Source organism: Pseudomonas sp. UBA6310, assembly GCF_002438225.1.
GTDB classification, from domain to species: domain Bacteria; phylum Pseudomonadota; class Gammaproteobacteria; order Pseudomonadales; family Pseudomonadaceae; genus Pseudomonas_O; species Pseudomonas_O kuykendallii.
The window spans coordinates 1-19,120 of the sequence record NZ_DJTK01000073.1 but is presented as its reverse complement, the minus strand read 5'-3'; the positions used below and the strand labels follow the sequence as shown (position 1 = coordinate 19,120).

The following is a 19,120-nucleotide window of genomic DNA, read 5'->3' as shown; positions in this document are numbered from 1 at the left end:
AGCCCTATGTGCGCCCCAAGGCGCTGCAGTACCTCGAAGAGGGCAAGGTCGTGGTGTTCGCCGCCGGCACCGGCAACCCCTTCTTCACCACCGACACCGCCGCCGCCCTGCGCGGCGCCGAGATCTCGGCCGAGATCGTCCTGAAGGCAACCAAGGTCGACGGCGTCTACACCGCCGACCCGCGCGTGGTGCCGCAGGCCCGCCGGATGGACAAGATCACCTTCGAGGAGATGCTGGAAATGGCCAGCCTCGGTTCCAAGGTGCTGCAGATTCGTTCGGTCGAGTTCGCCGGCAAGTACAACGTCCCGCTGCGCGTCCTGCACAGCTTCCAGGAGGGTCCGGGCACCCTCATTACCCTTGATGAAGAGGAATCCATGGAACAGCCGATCATCTCCGGCATCGCCTTCAACCGCGATGAAGCCAAGCTGACTATCCGTGGCGTGCCGGACAATCCCGGCGTGGCCTTCAAGATTCTCGGCCCGATCAGCGCGGCCAACATCGAAGTGGACATGATCGTGCAGAACGTCGCGCACGATAACACCACCGATTTCACCTTCACCGTGCACCGCAACGACTACCAGAACGCCCATGCCGTGCTGGAAAACACCGCGCGCGAAATCGGCGCCCGGGAAGTGGTCGGCGACGTGAAGATCGCCAAGGTGTCCATCGTCGGCGTCGGCATGCGTTCCCACGCCGGCGTCGCCAGCCGCATGTTCGAATCGCTGGCCAAGGAAAGCATCAACATCCAGATGATCTCGACGTCCGAAATCAAGGTGTCCGTGGTAATCGAGGAGAAGTACCTTGAGCTGGCGGTACGTGCGTTGCACACCGCGTTCGAGCTGGACGCGCCTTCGCGACCGGGCAACGAAGAATAAACCCCCGACAAAGGCGCTATTTCGCGCCTTTTGTCGTAATTGGCTGTGCCGGCGGAACTTTACGTTCCTCGAAGACGGTCAATACTGGGGAGCAAGCCCGGCCGGAAGATTGTGCCGGGCAGTAGTGAATATCTGCAGACACAGTTGTCTTGCTATGAATCCGAAAGGGAGTGAAAGGAATGCTGATTCTGACTCGCCGGGTAGGGGAGACCCTTATGGTAGGTGACGACGTTACAGTCACGGTGTTAGGCGTAAAGGGTAATCAGGTGCGCATCGGTGTGAATGCGCCCAAGGAAGTGGCGGTTCACCGCGAAGAGATTTACCAGCGCATCCAGAAAGAGAAAGATCAAGAACCAAGCCACTAATTTTTCTCAAAATTTTGGCTTTGCAAAGCGGGGGAACATGGGTATCATGCGCCCCGTTGCGGAGAGGTGGCCGAGTGGCCGAAGGCGCTCCCCTGCTAAGGGAGTACACCTCACAAGGGTGTCGGGGGTTCGAATCCCCCCTTCTCCGCCATTGCATTCCCTGGGTGTGGTGCAAGTGAGTTGAACAGCAAGGTATTGAAATAGCTGACAACCTACTTGAATCACAGAGCGAGTTCCCTATAATGCGCACCCCATGCACTCATAGCTCAGCTGGATAGAGTACTCGGCTACGAACCGAGCGGTCGGAGGTTCGAATCCTCCTGAGTGCACCAATTTAGAATGGCTTGCAGCGATGCAAGCCATTTTGTTTCAACCAGCGGTGACCTGGTCCATCAAGCGCCACATGCACTCATAGCTCAGCTGGATAGAGTACTCGGCTACGAACCGAGCGGTCGGAGGTTCGAATCCTCCTGAGTGCACCATACAAGGAAGGGCCTGCAGCGATGCAGGCCCTTTTTCTTTGTCAGCGTTTTTTCTTCGCCTTGCTTTTCACGCAACCGGCTTCGTCGAAGGTCACCTGGCGGCTGCGGCCGTTGCCGTCCGCCTCGTAGGTGTAGCGTACCTGGCCGTTTTGCGTGCTGATCTTGTCCGGGCGGCCGAAGGCGCTTTCGATGTCCTGGCGGCTCATGCCGTCGCGCACTTCCCGGCGGATCGTCGCCTGGCGGCGCTGGCTGGCGTCCAGCAGGTTGCCGCAACCGTCATCCTGGCCTCCGGTCACCACCAGCTCGCGCGGCTTGGCCTGCTTCTTCCCGGACTTGACCCCGGCGTTCTTCTTCGGCGTCGCCATCGGCACCGGCTTGCCGTTGCCCGGCGTCGGGTTCTCGGCCTCTTGCAGCGCCTGCTGCTGGTCGATTGGGCAGCCGCGCTGGCTGAAGGTGACCTTGCCCGCGGCGTCGACGCAGCGGAACACGCTGGCAGCCGTCGCGGCGTGCGGCAGGCCCAGCGCCAGGGCGAGGAGCCCTGCGTATAGCGATCCATGCATGGAAACGTCCTCCTGACGAAACGAGCGCAGTGTAGTTGCTCGCCGCGCGCACGAGGTGTCCCAGCGTCGTTCCATGGCGTCGCACGGGTATTCAGCCTTCGCCGAGATTCGCTTCGCAAACGTTTGTTCTTGGTCGGGTTTTGTCGAGTGCAAAGGCGCCGGGCAGTGGGTATGATTGCCGGCGTCAGCCCCGCCGGGGCTTGTGGAACACCCCCATGGACTTACCCAGTAGTCGCTTAAAAGCCCGTTTCGCCGATCACATGACCGATTGAACCCTTGGCGCGCGCCGCTGCTGGGGGGGGAGTGCGCCATGAACGAAGTAGAAATCAAGAAACCGCAAGAAAGCCTGCAGGATCGCCTGGCGCAGGTGATCGATCTGCTGCACCGGCACAAGCTGGTGGAAGACCTGACGCACCGTCAGGAAGGCATGCACCACGATCGCGTGGAAAACCTGGTGCACCGGCAGAACCTCGCCGAGCTGCAGCGCAAGCTCGATGAGCTTCACCCCGCCGACGTCGCCCACATTCTCGAAGCGCTGCCGCTCGACGACCGTCTGACCGTCTGGCAACTGGTCAAGTCCGAGAACGACGGCGACATCCTCCTCGAAGTTTCCGATGCCGTCCGGGAAAACCTGATCGCCGACATGGACGATCACGAGTTGCTCGCCGCGGCCAAGGAGATGGACGCCGACGAACTCGCCGACCTGGCGCCGGAGCTGCCGCGCGACGTCGTCCACGAGCTGATGGAAACCCTCGATGCGCAGCAGCGCGAGCGCGTGCGTTCTGCATTGTCCTACGAGGAGGACCAGGTCGGTGCGCTGATGGACTTCGAGATGGTCACCATCCGCGAGGACGTCAGCCTGGAAGTGGTGTTGCGCTACCTGCGCCGCCTGAAGGAACTGCCGAGCCACACCGACAAACTCTTCGTGGTCGATTACGACGGCGTGCTCAAGGGCGTGCTGCCGGTCAAGCGGCTGCTGGTCAACGACCCGGAGAAACAGGTCGCCGAGGTGATGGCCAACGATCCGGTGAGCTTCCACCCGGATGAGGACGGCTACGACGCCGCCCAGGCTTTCGAGCGCTACGACCTGGTTTCCGCCCCGGTGGTGGACAAGAACGGCAAGCTGATCGGCCGCCTGACCATCGACGAAATGGTCGACCTGATCCGCGAGGAGAGCGAAAGCGAAGTCCTCAGCATGGCCGGTCTGCGCGAGGAGGAAGACATCTTCGCCTCGGTCTGGAAATCGCTGCGCAACCGCTGGTCCTGGCTGGCGATCAACCTGATCACCGCGTTCATCGCGTCGCGGGTGATCGGCCTGTTCGAGGGTTCGATCGAGAAACTGGTGGCGCTCGCCGCGCTGATGCCGATCGTTGCCGGCATCGGCGGCAACTCGGGCAACCAGACCATCACCATGATCGTCCGCGCGATGGCGCTGGACCAGGTTGGCACCGGCAACACGCAGCGTCTGCTGCGCAAGGAGCTGGCAGTCGCGCTGGTCAACGGGCTGGTCTGGGGCGGGGTGATCGGTGCGGTCGCCTATGCGCTCTACGGCAGCTGGTCGCTGGGCGTGGTGATGACCGCGGCGATGACGCTGAACCTGCTGCTGGCCGCGCTGATGGGCGTGCTGATTCCGATGACCCTGGCGCGGCTCGGCCGCGACCCCGCGATGGGCGCCAGCGTGATGATCACCGCGATGACCGACAGCGGCGGTTTCTTCATCTTCCTCGGCCTGGCGACCCTCTTCCTGCTCTGACCTCCCGCACCTTCAGTCCTGGCATTTGATCCCGGCGAAATCCTCGCGCAGTGCGGCGCCGCGCTTGAGCAGCGTGGCGCGCTGGGTGTCGCTGGCGGTCGCCATCAGGTCGACGAACAGGTCGATCCCGGCCTGTTCGGTGGCCGCGAACGCCTGGCGGTAACTCTCCGTCCATAGCGTTTCACGCTGCTGCAGGAGCACCTTGATCCGTCCGGCGAACTCCGCGCTGTGGCGTTGTTCGAGGGCGATCAGCAGCTCGTTCTGCCAGCGCACGCGGTTTTCCAGCCAGGCCTGGTTCTGCTCGCCCAGCGAACTCGACCACAGCCGTACGCGTTGCCGTTGCACCTCGCTGAGGCGCCCCATCCAGGTTTCCAGGCGTTTGCGCATGCGTTCGGAGCGCTCGTCGATCTGCTCCTGCAGCGGCACGTCCAGGTACTTCTCCCTGCGCTCGCGGCGGTCGTCGGCGAAGGACGTCGCCAGTTCCTCGACCTGCTCGTCGTTCAGGCCGCGCAGCATCTCCACCGTCGACGGGGTGATTTCCTCCGCCACCGTGGCCACCGCCTGCTTCGCCTCCGCCAGCCGCGCGCGCAGCTCGGGTTCGCTGACCCGCCGCTCGGCGACCATCGCGTGGACCTTGTCCATCCAGGCGAGATAGCCCGGCAGCTGGGTCCTGCAGTGCCAGCTCAGCTGTTCGCGCAGCTGGCTGTCGAAAGCGCTGCGCTGCTCCGGGGTCATGTCCAGGTAGTCGCTCACCGACCAGGGAATCAGTCGGTCCAGATGGCGGTAGGCGAGGCCGATGCGGGTACAGCTTTGCAGCAGCAGGGCGCTGGCGAGCACCAGCAGGAACGCGTGTCGATAAGCAGGGCGCATGGAGGCAGTCTCTGTCCGTGACACCTCATCAGAGGCGCAAGAGGGTCTCGCAGTTCGCCCGGCGAGCCGACCACTGGCACGAGCGATGCCCGCTGGAGACGGTCAGTTAGGGATGATCACCGTTATCTGGAGCCTATCGATGACCGATTTCACCGCCGACTGGGCGACGATCCGGGACCTGCTGAGAATCGCAAGACGCGACGAAATACTCGGTTTCCACGATGCCAGCGTCGTGGTCGCGGCGCGCATCGGAACCCGCGCCGATGACCCCGAAGTCATCCGGGCGATCCTGGCGGCAGGCGGGGCGCTGGCCAGCAACGGCTTCATCCGCGCCTCGCTGCCGTTCGACGAGGAGGCGTGGATCTTCGCCATCCTGCCACTGGGTTCGCAGTTGCTCGATTGGCTGGACGACGAGGCGCGCTGGCGGCGGTTGCAACCGCTGCTCGACGAAGCGCTCGGCGGCACGAGCGATTCCTACCAGCCGCTGAGCGCGGATACCTTCAGCGATGCACTGGCCCGTGTCGCCGCGCACTGAGCGGCGGCCTACCTCGAGGAACTCCCATGAGCGGACGTAAACCGGCCGAAGCACGGCCAGGGCGCGCATCGCGCGTTGCGCCATGATCGACTGCCTGATCATCGGCGCAGGTCCTGCCGGGCTCACCGCGGCGATCTACCTTGCGCGCTTTCATCGCGACATCCGGCTGGTCGACGGCGGCGCCAGCCGCGCCGAGCTGATCCCGCTGTCGCACAACTATCCCGGTTTTCCCCCCGGCATTTCCGGCATCGACCTGCTGGCCCTTCTCCGCCAGCAGGTCGATGGCTATGGCGCCATCACCCTGCACACCCAGGTACGCAGCCTGCAGCGCCGGGACGACCTGCACTTCGAGGCCGAACTGGACGACGGCAGCCGGTTGCAGGCGCGCAGCGTGCTGCTCGCCACCGGCATCGAGGATGAGCTGCCGCCCGAGCTGGAAGAACCCTACGACGCCATCCGCGCGGCGCGCGTGCGCCTCTGCGCGATCTGCGACGGCTATGAGGTCGATGGTGACGACGTGGCGGTCTATGGCGAGGCGGAATGCGCCATCCGCCACGCGGTGTTCCTGCGCACCTTCACCGACCGGGTGACGGTGATCGCCTACGGCGAAAACGACGCCTGCGCGCAGGCGCTGGAGCTCGCCGGGCACTACGGCATTCGCATGATCGGCGACCGTGTCGATCGCATGCGGATCGAGGACGACAAGGTCATCCTGCTCACCTGCAAGGGCGAGGAGCTGTGCTTCGACATGGTCTATCCCACGCTGGGATCGCGGGTGCGCTCGGAGTTGGCGATCAGGCTGGGAGCCGTCTGTGACGAGAGCGGGGCGCTGCGGGTGGACCGCCAGCAATGCACCAGCGTGCCCGGGCTCTATGCCGCCGGCGACGTGGTTTCGGCACTGCACCAGGTGAGCACGGCGACCGGCCAGGCGGCGCAGGCGGCGACGGCGATCCACAACAGCCTCGAGGCCAACCCCTGGAGCCGGCCGGCCTGCGGGCGCGAAGCTACTGGGGATCGACGGGCGTGAGGCTTTCGGGCGGCGGGGTGACCAGCGCGTTGACCAGCGCCAGCGCGCGCTCGAAGGACGGATAGCCGCTTTTCGCCACGTCCAGGTTGGCGTAGTCGGCGCGGTATTCCTCGGCTCGTTCGGGGTCGGCCTCGCTGATCAGGTAGGGCTCGGAGTAGATCTTGTACATCAGCGCGGTGGCGTGCGGATGGCCCTTGGCGACGGCCTTCTCCAGCAGCTTGAGGACTTCGTCTGTCTGCGGGCCGAGACGGATCAGCAGCACGGCCTTGTAGAACGCGGTTTCGCCGTTCTGGTCGTCGCGCGCGGCGCGATCGAGCAGCGCCTCGGCCAGTTCCAGGCTCTCCAGATCGCCGGAGCCGACCAGGATCTTCGCCTGCAGCAGGTCGTTCTGGTAAAGCAGGCGCTCGGTCTGGCAGTCGGAGCGGCTCCACGGGCTGTCGCACATCGACGAGCTGCATCCGGCGAGGCCGAGCGAGGCGGCCAGGACAATCCATTTATTCATTCTTCTTGTGTCCCCATGTGCTGCGTTGACCGCAGGTTCGACTGCGCGACGGTCATGCGGTTCGCTGTTTCGCCACGCTGGCGCTCTGCGCCGAGGGTTCCAGGGCGGGCCTCAGAAACGCTCGTCGGGCTTGAGATAGCGCCATTCCCCCGGCTGCAGTTTAGCCATCGCCACGCGACCGATGCGGATCCGTTTCATCGCCACCACCTGCAGGCCCACCGCCTCGCACAGGTGTCGAATCTGCCCCGGTTGCGGCGCCTTGAGGGCGAAGCGCAGGCGCGTTTCGTTCTGCCAGCTGACCTTCAGCGGCGTTTCCGGCTGGCCCTTGTAGCTTTGCGGGCGGTTCAGGCGCTTCAGGCCGTTCTCGATGATCGTGCCGCTCACCTCGACGATGAATTCCTGCTCGAGCTTGGCGGCGTCTTCCTTCAGCGCCCGCGCAACGCCGTGATTCTGGCTGAAGATCACCAGCCCGCTGGCATCGGTTTCCAGTGGCGTGAGCAGTTCCTGGCGGAGGAAGTGCTTCTTCACCGGGCGTTGCCCGGAAGTGTCGTCGGCGGCGTGGTGTTCGGCGCCAAGCAGTTGCTGCACGGAGTTGGCGCCCGAGCCGATGCCGTAACCCGCCGGCTTGTGCAGCAGCAGGGTGGCGAAGCCGATCGGTGCGGCCACGGCGCCGGGCAGCAGTTCGATGCGCTGGGCATCGACCTTGAACTGCGGTTCCTCGACCACGGTGCCGTCCACGCTGACCCAGCCGCCCTCGATATAGAGTTCGGCCTCGCGGCGCGAGCAGGGCAGCAGTTCGGCGAGGCGTTTGGAGAGGCGCACGGGTTCGGTCATGGTCTGGGCTCTGGAGGCGGTGGGGGATTGTAACCGGCTATGTGATTCGTCGCGGAATGCCTGTCGCAGCGGTCAGACTGTTCGCGGGATTTTCATCCAGAGGACCGATCGCATGATGCCAAGAACTCTCCTGCCGTTGTTGTGCGGCGCCGTGCTGTGGGCCACCGAGGCGGCCGCGCAGGCGTCCGAAGGCGGCGAGCTGAGCGTGGTGGAAGTGGTCGGCGGGCTGGAAAACCCCTGGGCGATGGCCTTCCTTCCCGGCGGCAAGGACATGCTCATCACCGAGCGCAGCGGCAACCTGCGGCTGTTCGGCGAGGCCGGCCTGTCCGCGCCACTGGGCGGCGTGCCCGAGGTCTTCGCGCGCGGGCAGGGCGGTTTGCTCGACGTGGCGCTGTCGCCGGATTTCGCCCGGGACCGCCTGGTCTACCTGTCCTACGCCGAGGCGGGCGAGGACAAGGCCGGGACGACGGTGGGGCGCGGTCGCCTGGCGAGCGACGGTTCGCGCCTGGAGGACTTCCAGGTGATCTTCCGCCAGCAGCCCAAGCTCTCCACCGGGGAGCACTTCGGATCGCGCCTGGTGTTCGATCGCGACGGCTACCTGTTCATCGCCCTGGGCGAGAACAACCAGCGATCCACCGCCCAGGACCTCGACAAGCTGCAGGGCAAACTGGTGCGCCTGCACGCGGACGGCAGCGTGCCCCACGACAACCCCTTCGTCGGCCAGGCCGGCGTGCGCGGGGAAATCTGGTCCTACGGGCATCGCAACCAGCAGGGTGCGGCGATCAACCCCTGGAGCGGCGCCCTCTGGACCCACGAGCACGGTCCGCGCGGAGGCGATGAGGTGAATGTCCCGGCCGCCGGCAGGAACTACGGCTGGCCGCTGGCGACGCACGGCATCAACTACAGCCTGCTGCCGATTCCCGAGGCGCGCGGCGAGTTCGTCGAAGGCACCGAGCCGCCGCTGCACGTGTGGGAGAAGTCGCCGGCGATCAGCGGAATGGCCTTCTACGACCACCCGCGCTTCCCCGAATGGCGGCAAAGTCTGTTCATCGGCGCGCTGCGCGGCTACCTGATCCGCCTGCAGCTGGAGGGCGACAAGGTGGTTGGCGAGGAGCGCCTGCTGGAGAACTTCGGCAGCCGCATCCGCGACGTCCGCCAGGGGCCGGATGGCTACCTCTACCTGCTGACCGATGCGTCCGATGGGCAACTGCTGAAGGTCGGCCTGGAATAGCGCTACAGCGGGCGCGAAGCCTGGAAGCGCATGGCGCCGTCGCAGCGGGTGTTGAAGCCGGAATAGGCCGAGCACTCGCCGTCGCTCAGGCTGGAGGCGCTGTAGGACAGGTTGAGGTCGAAGCCCAGCCAGGGGCGGCTCAGGTTCACCGACCAGTCGTTGAACACGCGCACGTTGGCGCCGTCGGCCAGTGCCACGGGTGATTGCAGCACATGGTTGCCGTACTTCACGATCACCTGGAAGCCCAGCGATTCCTGCAGGTCGAAGTTGGCCAGCAGGGTGCGGTCCTGACGGCCGGGGTCGAGGCTGAAGGACGCGCCCAGGCGATGGCCGAACACCGTCAGCCCGCCGTAGTACTCCTCGACGTCCATCTGGCCGACGCTCGGGTAGCTGTTGAGCAGGGTGCCCAGTTCGTAGCCGAAGTGATCGTCCACCGGGTGCTTGAAGCCGGCGTAGGTTTCCATTGCCAGCTGCTCACCTTGCTCCGGGGCGAGGTCCGGCGCCCATTGGCCGAGGTACCAGCCGCTGCTGTGGGTCAGGTCGAAGCCGCCGTGCACCTGGCCGCTGGTCTGCGGCTTGACCAGGCCCTGGGCCATGCTGCGGGTCGGGGCCGAGCCGAGCTTGAGGTCAAAATCGCCGACCTCGCGCTGGATGTTGGTGGTCTGCAACTGCGAGGCACACCCACCCAGACACAGCGCCAGAAAAAGCAAAGATTCACGCATGTCGCGCACTCCTCTTGAATCAAAGGAGTGACTCGTCACGCTGCTCGTGTCAGCGCCCAGCCACCGCAGGAAGAGCCCAGGCTCCGTGTCCACTGATCGGCTGGTGCGGCGCAAAGCCGCATTCCAGACCTCCCCGCGCAACCTTTTAACAGCTATGGGGTCGTCGGCGAACCGCCGTTCGTCAATCCCCCGCTCAAGGGGGAAATTCCAGCCCGCCGGCGGGCGCTGCAGGTAGAATGCGCGGCCTGGCGAATCAAGGCACACGACATGGCACTCATCGGGCGTTTCAATTCTCTTCAGGTGGTCAAGCACACCGACTTCGGGCTCTACCTGGATGGCGGGCCGGACGGCGAGATCCTCCTGCCCAACCGCTACGTTCCCAAGGGCGAACCGACCGACATCGGCGACTGGCTGAACGTCTTCGTCTACCTGGACAGCGACGACCGGGTGATCGCCACCACCCTGAAACCCAAGGTGCAGGTGGGTGGTTTCGCCAGCCTCAAGGTGGCGGAAATCAACCGTGTCGGCCTGTTCCTCGACTGGGGCCTGCCCAAGGACCTGCTGCTGCCACACTCGGAAGAAAAGCGCCCGCTGCAGGTCGGCGACTATTGCGTGGTGCACGTCTACCTCGACAAGCGGACCCGGCGCATCACCGCCACCGCGCGCCTGGACCGCTACCTGGACAAGACGCCGCCGCGCTACGCCGTCGGCCAGGCGGTCGACCTGCTGGTCGTCGAAGCCACCGACATGGGCTTCAAGGCGATCATCAACGGCCAGCACTGGGGGCTGATCCACAAGAACGAGGCGTTCAAGTTCCTGCGCAGCGGCATGCAGGAGAAGGGCTTCATCCGCGAGCTGCGTGACGACGGCAAGATCAGCCTGAGCCTCCAGCCGGTGGGCGAGAAGGCCGCCGAAAGCCTCGCCGAACAGATCCTGCGCCAGTTGCGCGACAACGACGGCGCGCTGCCGCTGAGCGACAAGAGTTCGCCGGAAGAGATCACCCGGCGCTTCAACGTGAGCAAGGGCAACTTCAAGAAGGCCATCGGCGGCCTCTACAAACAGGGGCTGATCCGCATCCTCGAAGACCGCATCGAACTGCCGTGAGGGCGGTTCGATCCCCAGTGTTGCCCGCCCGGGCAGCAACCTTGTTGCCCCCGTCGCGGCCCGCCACTCCGGCCATTCGCCGCCTGCTGGTCCGCGCTCGCCGCTGAGCGCTGCGTCGAACGTCTTCATTTTGTAACGGTCCATTTTTGGCGACCGCGGCTCAGGCACTGGCTTGCGCGGCACGCCCCTGATTGTGGAGCGAAATCGAATGGAGCTAGCCGACCCTTGCATATCGCCGATATGACCATGTTCTACGCGCCCGCCAGCGGTGGCGTGCGCACCTACCTGGAAGCGAAGCACCGCCGCTTGCGCCTTCATCCCGATGTGCAGCACAGCGTGCTGATTCCGGGCCCCGCGTACCAGCAGGCCGATGGCATCTACCAGGTGCCTGCGCCTGCCTTGCCGTTTGGCAAGGGCTACCGTTTCCCGGTGCGCCGCGCGCCCTGGCGCAACCTGCTGCGCACGCTGGGCCCGGACCTGATCGAAGTGGGCGATCCGTACATGACCGCCTGGGCGGCGCTGGACGCCGGCCGCCAGCTCGACGTCCCGGTGATCGGCTTCTATCACTCGGACCTGCCGCTGCTGGCGTGCAACCGTCTCGGCCCGTGGATCGGCACCAACATGGAGGCCTACGTCGCGCGGCTCTATCGCAGCTTTGACCGCGTCCTCGCGCCCAGCCAGGTGATGGCCGACAAGCTCAGCCGCCTCGGTGTGCGAGACGTGCACGTGCGCCCGCTGGGGGTCGACCTGCAGACCTTCCGGCCGCAACGCCGTGACGCCAACCTGCGGCGCGAACTGGGCCTGGCCGAGGACACCCGGCTGATGATCTTCGCCGGCCGTGGCTCGCGCGAGAAGAACCTGCCGGTGCTGCTGGAAACCGCGCGCCGCCTGGGCTCGCCCTATCACCTGCTGCTGGTCGGCTCGAACATGCCGCGCCATGTGCCGGACAACGTCACGGTGCTGGAAGGCTTCCGCCCGGCCGACGAGGTGGCCCGGCTGATGGCCAGCAGCGACGTGCTGCTGCATGCCGGCGACCAGGAAACCTTCGGCCTGGTGGCGCTTGAGGCGATGGCCAGCGGTATCCCCGTGGTGGCCGTGCGCGCCGGCGCGCTGGCGGAGATCGTCACCTCGCAGGGCGGCCGGCTGTGCGCGCCGAACGACGCCGTCGCGATGGCCAGCAGCGTGCGCGAACTGTTCGAGGACGACGTGCGGCTGCTCGGCGCCCGGGCGCGCCAACTGGTCGAAACGCAGTATTCCTGGGACACCGTGGTGGCCGGGTTGCTCGCCCATTACCGCGCGGTGCTCGGCACCTTCGAATTGCCGATGGCCGCCAATGGCTGAGCGCAGCCTGATGCTGGTGCTGCACGACGTGGCACCGGAAACCTGGCCCGACTACCGGCCCTTCGTCGAGGCGGTGGACGCGCTCGGCCGAACAGCGCTGGGGCCGATTCCTATCACCTGGCTGGTGGTGCCGGACTTCCACCACCGCAACGCCCTCGATGCACATCCGGAATTCTGCCGCCTGCTCGACTCGCGGCTGGCGCGCGGCGACGAGCTGGCGCTGCACGGTTTCTACCATTGCGACGACGCGCCGAAGCCGCGTACCCCCACGGACTGGTTCATGCGTCGGGTCTACACCTGGGAAGGCGAGTTCTACGCGCTGGATCGGGCCGAGGCGCAGCGGCGCCTGGAGGAAGGCATGGCGCTGTTCCAGCGGAATGCCTGGCCGCTGCACGGTTTCGTCGCTCCGGCCTGGCTGATGAGCCCTGGCACCCGCGAGGCGCTGAGCGCCAGCGGGCTGAGCTATACCAGCGACCCGCAGCACTTTTATCTGCTCCCCGAGCACACCCCAATCGACGCGCCCGGCCTGGTCTGGAGCGCGCGCAGCGCCTGGCGGCGTGGCATGTCGCGGCTGATCAGCGAGCGGGCGCTGCGTGAGCATCGCGAGGCGCCGCTGCTGCGTCTCGGCCTGCATCCGGTGGACATGCGCCACGGCTTTTCCCGCGACTACTGGCTCGACCTGCTGCGCCGGCTGATGGACGAAGGCCGCGTGCCGACCACCAAGATCGATTGGCTGCGAAGCCGGCTTCGAGCGACGAGCGCGGCGGCATGAGTCGCAGCCTTTGGCTGCTGCTCGGCGCGCTGCTGGGCGCGGCGCTGGTGCCGTTGCTGCTCGGCGGCAGCGGCCTATTCGAGCGCCTGCGGACGTTTCCGGGCGGCACGCTGGCGCTGATGTTCGCCATGATCCTGCTGTGCTGGAACCTCAATGCACTGCGCCTGCGGCTGCTTCTTGGCGATCACCCGATCGGTCATAGCCAGGCGCTGGGCGTGGTGGTCGCCACCGAGTTCGCCATCTGCGCCACCCCCGGCGGTGCCGGCGGCCCGTTGACCATGATGGCGCTGCTGATGCGCCGCGGCGTACGCCCGGCCCAGGGCACGGCGATCTATACCGTGGACCAGTTGAGCGACCTGTTGGTGTTCGTCTGCGCGCTGCTCGGCATCCTGGCCTATGCGCTGTCGCACGCCTTCAACGCCCATGTCGGCTGGCTGCTGGGCAGCAGCGCGGCGCTGCTCGGTGGCGCGCTGCTGGCGCTGGCGTTGCTCGGGCGCTATCACCACGGCGCACTGCGGGGCCTCGGCCGGCTCGCCGGGCGCGTCGGTATCGACGCGCGTCGACGGCTGCACCTGGCGCGCAAGCTGCTGGCGTTTCGCAACGCGCTGCGCGCCAGCCTGCGACGCCCGCCGCGGGTGCTGCTAGGCGTCTTCGCCCTGACCGCCGCGCACTGGCTGCTGCGCTACAGCGTGCTGTACCTGACCCTCGCCGGGCTGGGCAATGCGATTCCCTGGGCCTGGACCTTCTTGGTGCAGATGCTGGCGCTCACCGCCGGTCAGCTGAGCCTGCTGCCCGGCGGAGCAGGGGGCGCCGAACTGGCGTCCGCCGCGTTGCTCGCGCCGATGGTGGGCAAGTCGACCGCGGGCGCCGCGATCCTGATCTGGCGCGCGGTAACCTACTACTTCTATCTGATCGCCGGCGCGCCGGTGTTCCTTCACCTGGCCGGCAGGCCGCTGCTGGAACGCCTGATGCGTTCGCGTTCCTCTTAGAGGAGGCGGTGCCGGTCGTCAGGTTCTTCGAACTCCACGACTGACGCAGCAGTCAGTTTTTATGTACCTACCAACCTGTGGAGTGATGATATGAGCAGCACTACCGACAAGATCAAAGGCAAGACCAACGAAGCCGTGGGCAAGGTCAAGCAAGGTGTAGGCGAGGCGACCGACAACAGCCGGCTGAAAGGCGAAGGCAAGCTGCAGGAAGCCAAAGGCGAAACCCAGACTGCCGTCGGCAAGACCAAAGATGCCGTGAAAAAGGCCGGCAATCTCTGATCGGGCATGCCGAGCACAACGAAGGGCCATCGCAGATGGCCCTTCGCGTTTCTGGCGTTCACAACGGGCGCGTCATCCGAAGACAAGAGGTACGCACGATGAACAACTCTACGCCGCAGCCGATCAACGACAGCGATCCGAAAAAGCCATCCACCCACGAGCCGGCCGAAGCGCCAAAGCACGAGAAGGACGAGAAACTCGATAAGGCGCTGGAAGACTCCTTTCCGGCCAGCGACCCGGTTTCACCCTGACCTATGGGCGTGTCGATGAAGCTTCCCCGCGCCGAAACGCTGTACTTCGAGGCACCGGAGCTGCGCCCTTCACCGAAAGCGAGGCCGGTCGCCCATAGCCACGCGTTCCGCTACCGCGGCCATACGGTCATCGTCCATCTCACCGGATACGTCGAGTCGACGCTTCCGCCGCTCTGGGCGATGGGCGTGGAAGTGGTCAAGGGCGCGGATGTCGTCGTCGACCTTCAGCGCGATCCCGAGCAGAGCTTCGTGGATATCGAACAGGCGGGTGTCGCCGGCGTGAAGTGGGGCAAGGCGTTGGTGGACGATCTGGAGCGGAGGGTGGAGCGAGGAGGGTAACGCGGGGGTGACGGCGGGGCCTCGAACGAGGCCCCAGCGAGCAATCCTACTTCTTGCCCAGGCTGATCTGGCGCGAGGAGCCCCATACCTGACCGCTGACGCCTTTGGCCACTTGCTGGATCTCGCCACCGGCTTTGAGGAACGCTTTGACTTGAGCGTCGATGGATTCACGAGTTTCAACAGCGGCTGCATTCTTGGCCTTGCTGGCGGTTACCTTGCTCATGCTGTTCTAAACCTCTTCGATGCGTAGTCGGCCGACCATTGTACACAAAATGAGCAAACTAGGGGCGACTAAATAGCGATTGTTCGATAAGAGGGCTGAAGCAGGCTGCGGTTGAATCTCTCCCGGCCGCGAAGGGTCTCACCTTCATCAGCCACCCACATTGGAGACTCACCATGGAACTGCCAGGATTTCACGACCTCGGTACGCTGTTCGAACAACTGGGCCTGGAATCGGATCCGGCCGCCATCGACGCCTTCATCGGCCAGCACGCGCCCCTGCCGGACGACGTGAAGGTCTCGGAGGCGCCGTTCTGGACGGAGAACCAGGGACGCTTGCTGAAGGAACTACTGTTGGAGGATGCCGAGTGGGCGCCGGTGGTCGACGAGCTCAACGCGCGTCTTCACGAAACCAAGAGCTGATCAGCGCTTGCCCATCGCCCGGCGGGTTCCCCGCGGAGCCGGACCGGGCGTCTTGTCATGGTTGCTGCTGTTGGACTTCTGATACCACGGCTTGTCGTTCCTCGACTTCGCCAGCTCAGCCATCGCGAACGGAAAACCGAAAGCCGGGATCGAACCCGGCTTTCGGCTTTCTGCTGCGGTGATTTCCTCACCTTGCGCCTGCACGCTGTCCTTGGCTTCTTGGGTGGACGTGTCGTCCTGGGGGAGATTCGGCTTGGAAGTCATGGCAGGTCCGCGGGGCGCTGGTAAGGGAAGGACAGGAATCAGCGGCGATTATACCTGAGCCCGGCGAGCGCCTGTGCGCAGGACATCGGTTGCTCAGCGCGGCTGGCGCAGCGGGGTGAGCAGCCCGGAGAGGCCGTTGTGGTCGATCTCCTGCATCAGTTGCAGCAGTCGGCCGATCTCGCCGGGCGGAAAGCCTTCGCGGGCGAACCAGTTCAGGTAGTTACCCGGTAGATCGGCGATCAGCCGGCCCTTGTACTTGCCGTAGGGCATGCTGCGGGTGACCAGCAGCAGGAGGTCTTCGGGTTTCATCGCGGGGCTCGCAGGAAGGAACCGCCGGTTTGCGCCGGCGGTGCGCCGTTCGATCAGTCCTGCTTCTTCAGCAGGTCGGCCAGGCCGGCGAGACCCTTGAAGGTCTGCTTGGGCCCGTTTTCACCGGGCTTGGCTTCGGCGAAGTACTGGTTGTCGGTGTAGCGCGAGTGCTCGTTGTCGTGGCAGTACAGGCACAGCAACTCCCAGTTAGAGCCGTCTTCCGGGTTGTTGTCGTGGTTGTGGTCCTTGTGATGGACCGTCAGTTCGCTCAGCCGCTTGCCGGAGAACTCGCGCGCGCAGCGGCCGCAGACCCACGGATACATCTTCAGCGCTTTCTCGCGGTAGCCCTGCTCGCGCTGGGCGTAGGGGACGTGCGGCTTGTTCATCGCGTGCTCCGGCTCACTCGGCCAGGCCGACGTAGACGTTCTGCACGTCATCGTGGCCGTCCAGCGCATCGAGGAAGGCCTCGACTTCTTCCAGCTCGGCGCCGGACAGGCTCACCGGATTCTTCGGCCGGTAGCCGAGCTGCGCCGACTGCACCTGGAAGCCGAACTCCGGCAGCGCCTTGCACACGGCGTCCATGTCGGTCGGTTCGCTTAGGAACAGCGTGGCGCCGTCTTCGGCGGGCTCGAAGTCCTGCGCGCCGGCTTCGATGGCGGCCAACTCAGGGTCGGCATCGGCGGCGCTCGGCGCGGCTTCGATCATGCCCAAGTAGTCGAAGTCCCAGGACACCGAACCGCTGGCGCCGAGCTGGCCCTTGCGGAACAGCACGCGGATTTCCGCCACGGTGCGGTTCACGTTGTCGGTCAGGCACTCGACGATCACCGGTACGCGGTGGGGGGCGAAGCCTTCGTAGGTGGTGCGCTCGAAATGCACGCTTTCGCCGAGCAGCCCGGCGCCTTTCTTGATTGCTCGCTCCAGGGTCTCGCGCGTCATCGAGGCTTTCTTGGCCTGCTCGACGACCATCCGCAGGCGCGGGTTCATGTCCGGATCGGCGCCGTTACGCGCGGCGATCATGATTTCCTTTGCCAGTTTGCCGAAGATACGGCCCTTGGCGTTGGCTGCCGCTTCCTTATGTTTCGCTTTCCACTGTGCGCCCATGACTGGTCTCGTAACTCTGTAAAAAGGAGGTCACCGCTATCAGGCGCGAATTCTAGCTCGCCCCGGTGCGCGTCGGCACCTGTCGCGGCAGCGGAGGGACAATCGGCGCTGTATGGATGTTTTGCCCGGCGACTGTATCGCGTCGGCCGGGTGGCGGATGGTTTCTAATGGCCGGCCTTGCCCGTGCTGCCTGAGAAGAGTTCTAAATGTCACCGAAAGATCTGCTGCTGGCGCTCGTCGTCATCATCGTCTGGGGCCTCAACTTCGTGGTCATCAAGGTCGGCCTGCACGGCCTGCCGCCCATGCTGCTGGGCGCCTTGCGCTTCATGCTGGCGGCCTTTCCCGCGGTGTTCTTCATCAAGCGGCCGCAGATTCCGTTGCGCTGGCTGCTGGCCTACGGGCTGACGATCTCCCTCGGCCAGTTCGCCTTCCTGTTCTCGGCGATGTACGTCGGCATGCCGGCCGGGCTGGCTTCGCTGGTACTGCAATCGCAGGCGTTCTTCACGCTGTTCTTCGCCGCGCTGTTCCTCAGCGAGCGGATTCGGCCGGCGAACCTGGTCGGTCTGGTGGTGGCCGCCGGCGGGCTGATCCTGATCGGCGCCGAGGGCGATCGCAGCATGACCCTCGCCGGGTTCGTGCTGACCATCGCCGCGGCGTCGATGTGGGCGCTGGGCAATATCGTCACGCGCAAGGTCGGCAAGGTGAACCTGGTCGGCCTGGTGGTCTGGGGCAGCCTGATCCCGCCGCTGCCGTTCTTCGCGCTGTCCTGGATGCTGGAAGGGCCGCAGACCATCGAAGCCGCGCTGCGCGGCATCAGCCTGGATTCGATCCTGGCGCTGGTCTACCTGGCGTTCGGCGCCACCATCCTCGGCTACGGCCTGTGGAGCCGGTTGCTGTCGCGCTATCCGACCGGGCAGGTGGCGCCGTTCTCGCTGCTGGTGCCGGTGATCGGCCTGAGTTCGTCGGCCTGGCTGCTCGGCGAGCACCTCAGCGCGGTGCAGGTCGTCGGTGCGGCGGTGGTGATGCTCGGCCTGCTGATCAACGTGTTCGGTGCGCGCCTGATGGGGCTGCTGCGCCCGGCGTCCCGCTAGGTTGTCGGCCGATGACCGGGGCGAACGCTGGCGGTCCCCCGGCCTCGAATAAGCGTACACGCCACGCCGAACGAGGAGAGCAACATGGACATCGACGACGCACCCGAGCCGGACCCGGACGTTCAGGACACGAGCATTCCCAAGGCGCCGCCGCGCAAGGAACCGGAAAAGCCGGAGCCCATGGAAGTGGACGAACCCGGCGAATGAACAGCGAACCCGCCCGTTTCCCGGCGGGTTCGTCGTTTCTGCGGGGCGGGTTTCGCGCGCGGCCGGGTCTCGGGCTGTTCAGCGGAAGTCGCGGCTGCGCACGTCGAGCCCGGTGAGCAGCGGCGTCAGGTCGATCAGCCGTCGGGCGATCAGGTGGCGCACGCCATTCTGCGACTCCAACCGGCCGTCCACCTGCATCAACTGCGACCCCACCAGCACCTTGCGCTGGCGTTCCGCGAGGTCGTGCCAGACCACCACGTTGACCATCCCGAACTCGTCCTCGAGGGTGACGAAGACCACGCCGCTGGCGGTCTGCGGGCGCTGGCGACCGATCACCAGGCCGGCGACGCCGATGTGCTTGCCGTGCTCGATGCCCGGCAGTTCGCGCGAGCTGCGGCAGCGCCGGTTGCGCAGCACGCCGCGCAACAGTGACAGCGGGTGCGGGCCAAGGGTGGTGCCGAGGGTGGCGTAATCGGCATGCAGGTCCTCACCGACGCTGGGCAGCGGCAGGGCCACCTGGATTTCCTCCTGGCTCGGCAGACCGGCGAACAGCGGCGCCTGGTTTTCCACCCCGGCCACCGCCCAGCGCGCGCGGTGACGATGGCCGGCCAGGCCGCGCAGGGCGCCGGCATCGGCCAGGCGTTCGCGGGCGCGTGCATCCAGGGCGGCGCGGCG

27 protein-coding genes and 3 tRNA genes are annotated in these 19,120 nt (G+C 65.7%); 19 read left to right on the top strand and 11 right to left on the bottom strand.

Going from position 1 to position 19,120, the window contains the following annotated elements:
- The 5 genes from B3E91_RS17805 to B3E91_RS17785 form a co-directional block, all read left to right on the top strand.
- A partial coding sequence (locus tag B3E91_RS17805) for an aspartate kinase (RefSeq protein WP_287030771.1) occupies nt 1–875 on the top strand: 875 nt, incomplete at its 5' end.
- A gap of 179 nt (nt 876–1,054) precedes the next feature.
- Entirely contained in the window at nt 1,055–1,240 is a 186-nt protein-coding gene (gene csrA, locus B3E91_RS17800; protein WP_003283978.1) for a carbon storage regulator CsrA, read from the top strand.
- A 60-nt stretch (nt 1,241–1,300) separates the two neighbouring features.
- Nucleotides 1,301–1,391: transfer RNA gene (locus tag B3E91_RS17795), tRNA-Ser, on the top strand.
- 104 nt (nt 1,392–1,495) lie between these two features.
- A tRNA-Arg gene (locus B3E91_RS17790) sits at nt 1,496–1,572 on the top strand.
- A gap of 73 nt (nt 1,573–1,645) precedes the next feature.
- Nucleotides 1,646–1,722 (top strand) — tRNA-Arg (locus tag B3E91_RS17785).
- Between the two features lie 41 nt (nt 1,723–1,763).
- Here B3E91_RS17785 and B3E91_RS17780 read toward each other — a convergent pair.
- Nucleotides 1,764–2,282: a DUF4124 domain-containing protein gene (locus B3E91_RS17780; RefSeq protein ID WP_287030770.1), complete on the bottom strand. Its 519-nt coding sequence runs from the start codon at nt 2,280–2,282 to the stop codon at nt 1,764–1,766.
- A gap of 310 nt (nt 2,283–2,592) precedes the next feature.
- Between B3E91_RS17780 and mgtE the strand changes: the two genes are divergently transcribed.
- Nucleotides 2,593–4,035: a magnesium transporter gene (gene mgtE / locus B3E91_RS17775; RefSeq protein WP_090230115.1), complete on the top strand. Its 1,443-nt coding sequence runs from the start codon at nt 2,593–2,595 to the stop codon at nt 4,033–4,035.
- Between the two features lie 12 nt (nt 4,036–4,047).
- Here mgtE and B3E91_RS17770 read toward each other — a convergent pair whose 3' ends face one another.
- The gene (locus tag B3E91_RS17770; RefSeq protein WP_287030769.1) at nt 4,048–4,905 is read right to left on the bottom strand and encodes a DUF6279 family lipoprotein; all 858 of its coding nucleotides are present in this window, start codon (nt 4,903–4,905) and stop codon (nt 4,048–4,050) included.
- Between the two features lie 85 nt (nt 4,906–4,990).
- On the opposite strand from B3E91_RS17770, the gene B3E91_RS17765 reads away from it, so the two are divergent.
- Nucleotides 4,991–5,440, top strand: coding sequence for a hypothetical protein (locus B3E91_RS17765; RefSeq protein ID WP_286785513.1), 450 nt, complete (start codon nt 4,991–4,993; stop codon nt 5,438–5,440).
- An 82-nt stretch (nt 5,441–5,522) separates the two neighbouring features.
- On the top strand, nt 5,523–6,467 hold the full coding sequence (locus tag B3E91_RS17760) for an NAD(P)/FAD-dependent oxidoreductase (protein WP_287030768.1): 945 nt from the start codon (nt 5,523–5,525) through the stop codon (nt 6,465–6,467).
- On the opposite strand, the gene B3E91_RS17755 is transcribed toward B3E91_RS17760, so the two are convergent.
- Both B3E91_RS17755 and B3E91_RS17750 read right to left on the bottom strand, forming a co-directional pair.
- Complete coding sequence (locus B3E91_RS17755) at nt 6,445–6,969, bottom strand: hypothetical protein (protein WP_287030767.1); 525 nt, start codon at nt 6,967–6,969, stop codon at nt 6,445–6,447. The genes B3E91_RS17760 and B3E91_RS17755 overlap by 23 nt on opposite strands.
- Before the next feature lie 111 nt (nt 6,970–7,080).
- Entirely contained in the window at nt 7,081–7,803 is a 723-nt protein-coding gene (locus B3E91_RS17750) for an rRNA pseudouridine synthase (RefSeq protein ID WP_286785510.1), read from the bottom strand.
- A 112-nt stretch (nt 7,804–7,915) separates the two neighbouring features.
- Between B3E91_RS17750 and B3E91_RS17745 the strand changes: the two genes are divergently transcribed.
- Nucleotides 7,916–9,034, top strand: a complete 1,119-nt coding sequence (locus B3E91_RS17745; protein ID WP_287030766.1) for a PQQ-dependent sugar dehydrogenase — start codon at nt 7,916–7,918, stop codon at nt 9,032–9,034.
- Between the two features lie 2 nt (nt 9,035–9,036).
- Here B3E91_RS17745 and B3E91_RS17740 read toward each other — a convergent pair whose 3' ends face one another.
- Nucleotides 9,037–9,756, bottom strand: coding sequence for a TorF family putative porin (locus B3E91_RS17740; protein WP_287030765.1), 720 nt, complete (start codon nt 9,754–9,756; stop codon nt 9,037–9,039).
- Between the two features lie 267 nt (nt 9,757–10,023).
- Between B3E91_RS17740 and B3E91_RS17735 the strand changes: the two genes are divergently transcribed.
- The 7 genes from B3E91_RS17735 to B3E91_RS17705 all read left to right on the top strand — a co-directional run bounded on the left by B3E91_RS17735 (nt 10,024) and on the right by B3E91_RS17705 (nt 14,831).
- Entirely contained in the window at nt 10,024–10,860 is an 837-nt protein-coding gene (locus B3E91_RS17735; protein WP_273228783.1) for a CvfB family protein, read from the top strand.
- A gap of 225 nt (nt 10,861–11,085) precedes the next feature.
- Nucleotides 11,086–12,201 (top strand): glycosyltransferase family 4 protein, encoded by a 1,116-nt coding sequence (locus tag B3E91_RS17730; protein WP_286785506.1) that lies wholly within the window; start codon nt 11,086–11,088, stop codon nt 12,199–12,201.
- A complete protein-coding gene (locus B3E91_RS17725) occupies nt 12,194–12,973 on the top strand; it encodes a DUF2334 domain-containing protein (protein WP_287030764.1) in 780 nt (259 codons plus the stop codon). Before B3E91_RS17730 ends, B3E91_RS17725 begins: the two co-directional genes overlap by 8 nt.
- Nucleotides 12,970–13,962 carry a lysylphosphatidylglycerol synthase transmembrane domain-containing protein gene (locus B3E91_RS17720; protein ID WP_287030763.1) on the top strand — a complete coding sequence of 331 codons (993 nt, stop codon included), beginning with the start codon at nt 12,970–12,972 and terminating at the stop codon, nt 13,960–13,962. Before B3E91_RS17725 ends, B3E91_RS17720 begins: the two co-directional genes overlap by 4 nt.
- A 90-nt stretch (nt 13,963–14,052) precedes the next feature.
- The gene (locus B3E91_RS17715; RefSeq protein ID WP_273228779.1) at nt 14,053–14,241 is read left to right on the top strand and encodes a CsbD family protein; all 189 of its coding nucleotides are present in this window, start codon (nt 14,053–14,055) and stop codon (nt 14,239–14,241) included.
- A gap of 98 nt (nt 14,242–14,339) precedes the next feature.
- On the top strand, nt 14,340–14,492 hold the full coding sequence (locus tag B3E91_RS17710) for a hypothetical protein (RefSeq protein WP_273228778.1): 153 nt from the start codon (nt 14,340–14,342) through the stop codon (nt 14,490–14,492).
- Nucleotides 14,493–14,507: 15 nt separating this feature from the next.
- Nucleotides 14,508–14,831, top strand: coding sequence for a hypothetical protein (locus tag B3E91_RS17705; protein WP_287030762.1), 324 nt, complete (start codon nt 14,508–14,510; stop codon nt 14,829–14,831).
- Nucleotides 14,832–14,877: 46 nt separating this feature from the next.
- On the opposite strand, the gene B3E91_RS17700 is transcribed toward B3E91_RS17705, so the two are convergent.
- Entirely contained in the window at nt 14,878–15,054 is a 177-nt protein-coding gene (locus B3E91_RS17700; protein WP_090230081.1) for a hypothetical protein, read from the bottom strand.
- A gap of 173 nt (nt 15,055–15,227) precedes the next feature.
- On the opposite strand from B3E91_RS17700, the gene B3E91_RS17695 reads away from it, so the two are divergent.
- A complete protein-coding gene (locus B3E91_RS17695; protein WP_273228776.1) occupies nt 15,228–15,473 on the top strand; it encodes a DUF2789 domain-containing protein in 246 nt (81 codons plus the stop codon).
- On the opposite strand, the gene B3E91_RS17690 is transcribed toward B3E91_RS17695, so the two are convergent.
- The 4 genes from B3E91_RS17690 to B3E91_RS17675 all read right to left on the bottom strand — a co-directional run bounded on the left by B3E91_RS17690 (nt 15,474) and on the right by B3E91_RS17675 (nt 17,147).
- Nucleotides 15,474–15,737: a hypothetical protein gene (locus B3E91_RS17690; RefSeq protein ID WP_273228775.1), complete on the bottom strand. Its 264-nt coding sequence runs from the start codon at nt 15,735–15,737 to the stop codon at nt 15,474–15,476.
- 93 nt (nt 15,738–15,830) lie between these two features.
- On the bottom strand, nt 15,831–16,046 hold the full coding sequence (locus B3E91_RS17685) for a DUF3820 family protein (RefSeq protein ID WP_090230076.1): 216 nt from the start codon (nt 16,044–16,046) through the stop codon (nt 15,831–15,833).
- Between the two features lie 53 nt (nt 16,047–16,099).
- Nucleotides 16,100–16,432: a YajD family HNH nuclease gene (locus tag B3E91_RS17680; RefSeq protein ID WP_287030761.1), complete on the bottom strand. Its 333-nt coding sequence runs from the start codon at nt 16,430–16,432 to the stop codon at nt 16,100–16,102.
- A gap of 13 nt (nt 16,433–16,445) precedes the next feature.
- Nucleotides 16,446–17,147, bottom strand: coding sequence for a YebC/PmpR family DNA-binding transcriptional regulator (locus B3E91_RS17675; protein ID WP_090230071.1), 702 nt, complete (start codon nt 17,145–17,147; stop codon nt 16,446–16,448).
- A 206-nt stretch (nt 17,148–17,353) separates the two neighbouring features.
- Here B3E91_RS17675 and B3E91_RS17670 point away from each other — a divergent pair, with 206 nt between their 5' ends.
- Both B3E91_RS17670 and B3E91_RS17665 read left to right on the top strand, forming a co-directional pair.
- Nucleotides 17,354–18,238 carry an EamA family transporter gene (locus tag B3E91_RS17670; protein ID WP_287030759.1) on the top strand — a complete coding sequence of 295 codons (885 nt, stop codon included), beginning with the start codon at nt 17,354–17,356 and terminating at the stop codon, nt 18,236–18,238.
- Nucleotides 18,239–18,322: 84 nt separating this feature from the next.
- Nucleotides 18,323–18,445: a hypothetical protein gene (locus tag B3E91_RS17665; protein WP_287030758.1), complete on the top strand. Its 123-nt coding sequence runs from the start codon at nt 18,323–18,325 to the stop codon at nt 18,443–18,445.
- 78 nt (nt 18,446–18,523) lie between these two features.
- Here B3E91_RS17665 and B3E91_RS17660 read toward each other — a convergent pair.
- Nucleotides 18,524–19,120, bottom strand: a 597-nt coding sequence (locus tag B3E91_RS17660; protein WP_287030757.1) for an OB-fold nucleic acid binding domain-containing protein, incomplete at its 5' end; no start/stop codon positions are given.

Coding starts and splice junctions, on each gene's coding strand:
- csrA (WP_003283978.1), top strand. CDS start 1,055: ATGCTGATTCTGACTCGCCGGGTAGGGGAGACCCTTATGGTAGGTGAC.
- B3E91_RS17780 (WP_287030770.1), bottom strand. CDS start 2,282: ATGCATGGATCGCTATACGCAGGGCTCCTCGCCCTGGCGCTGGGCCTG.
- mgtE (WP_090230115.1), top strand. CDS start 2,593: ATGAACGAAGTAGAAATCAAGAAACCGCAAGAAAGCCTGCAGGATCGC.
- B3E91_RS17770 (WP_287030769.1), bottom strand. CDS start 4,905: ATGCGCCCTGCTTATCGACACGCGTTCCTGCTGGTGCTCGCCAGCGCC.
- B3E91_RS17765 (WP_286785513.1), top strand. CDS start 4,991: ATGCCCGCTGGAGACGGTCAGTTAGGGATGATCACCGTTATCTGGAGC.
- B3E91_RS17760 (WP_287030768.1), top strand. CDS start 5,523: ATGATCGACTGCCTGATCATCGGCGCAGGTCCTGCCGGGCTCACCGCG.
- B3E91_RS17755 (WP_287030767.1), bottom strand. CDS start 6,969: ATGAATAAATGGATTGTCCTGGCCGCCTCGCTCGGCCTCGCCGGATGC.
- B3E91_RS17750 (WP_286785510.1), bottom strand. CDS start 7,803: ATGACCGAACCCGTGCGCCTCTCCAAACGCCTCGCCGAACTGCTGCCC.
- B3E91_RS17745 (WP_287030766.1), top strand. CDS start 7,916: ATGATGCCAAGAACTCTCCTGCCGTTGTTGTGCGGCGCCGTGCTGTGG.
- B3E91_RS17740 (WP_287030765.1), bottom strand. CDS start 9,756: ATGCGTGAATCTTTGCTTTTTCTGGCGCTGTGTCTGGGTGGGTGTGCC.
- B3E91_RS17735 (WP_273228783.1), top strand. CDS start 10,024: ATGGCACTCATCGGGCGTTTCAATTCTCTTCAGGTGGTCAAGCACACC.
- B3E91_RS17725 (WP_287030764.1), top strand. CDS start 12,194: ATGGCTGAGCGCAGCCTGATGCTGGTGCTGCACGACGTGGCACCGGAA.
- B3E91_RS17720 (WP_287030763.1), top strand. CDS start 12,970: ATGAGTCGCAGCCTTTGGCTGCTGCTCGGCGCGCTGCTGGGCGCGGCG.
- B3E91_RS17715 (WP_273228779.1), top strand. CDS start 14,053: ATGAGCAGCACTACCGACAAGATCAAAGGCAAGACCAACGAAGCCGTG.
- B3E91_RS17710 (WP_273228778.1), top strand. CDS start 14,340: ATGAACAACTCTACGCCGCAGCCGATCAACGACAGCGATCCGAAAAAG.
- B3E91_RS17705 (WP_287030762.1), top strand. CDS start 14,508: ATGAAGCTTCCCCGCGCCGAAACGCTGTACTTCGAGGCACCGGAGCTG.
- B3E91_RS17700 (WP_090230081.1), bottom strand. CDS start 15,054: ATGAGCAAGGTAACCGCCAGCAAGGCCAAGAATGCAGCCGCTGTTGAA.
- B3E91_RS17695 (WP_273228776.1), top strand. CDS start 15,228: ATGGAACTGCCAGGATTTCACGACCTCGGTACGCTGTTCGAACAACTG.
- B3E91_RS17690 (WP_273228775.1), bottom strand. CDS start 15,737: ATGACTTCCAAGCCGAATCTCCCCCAGGACGACACGTCCACCCAAGAA.
- B3E91_RS17685 (WP_090230076.1), bottom strand. CDS start 16,046: ATGAAACCCGAAGACCTCCTGCTGCTGGTCACCCGCAGCATGCCCTAC.
- B3E91_RS17680 (WP_287030761.1), bottom strand. CDS start 16,432: ATGAACAAGCCGCACGTCCCCTACGCCCAGCGCGAGCAGGGCTACCGC.
- B3E91_RS17675 (WP_090230071.1), bottom strand. CDS start 17,147: ATGGGCGCACAGTGGAAAGCGAAACATAAGGAAGCGGCAGCCAACGCC.
- B3E91_RS17670 (WP_287030759.1), top strand. CDS start 17,354: ATGTCACCGAAAGATCTGCTGCTGGCGCTCGTCGTCATCATCGTCTGG.
- B3E91_RS17665 (WP_287030758.1), top strand. CDS start 18,323: ATGGACATCGACGACGCACCCGAGCCGGACCCGGACGTTCAGGACACG.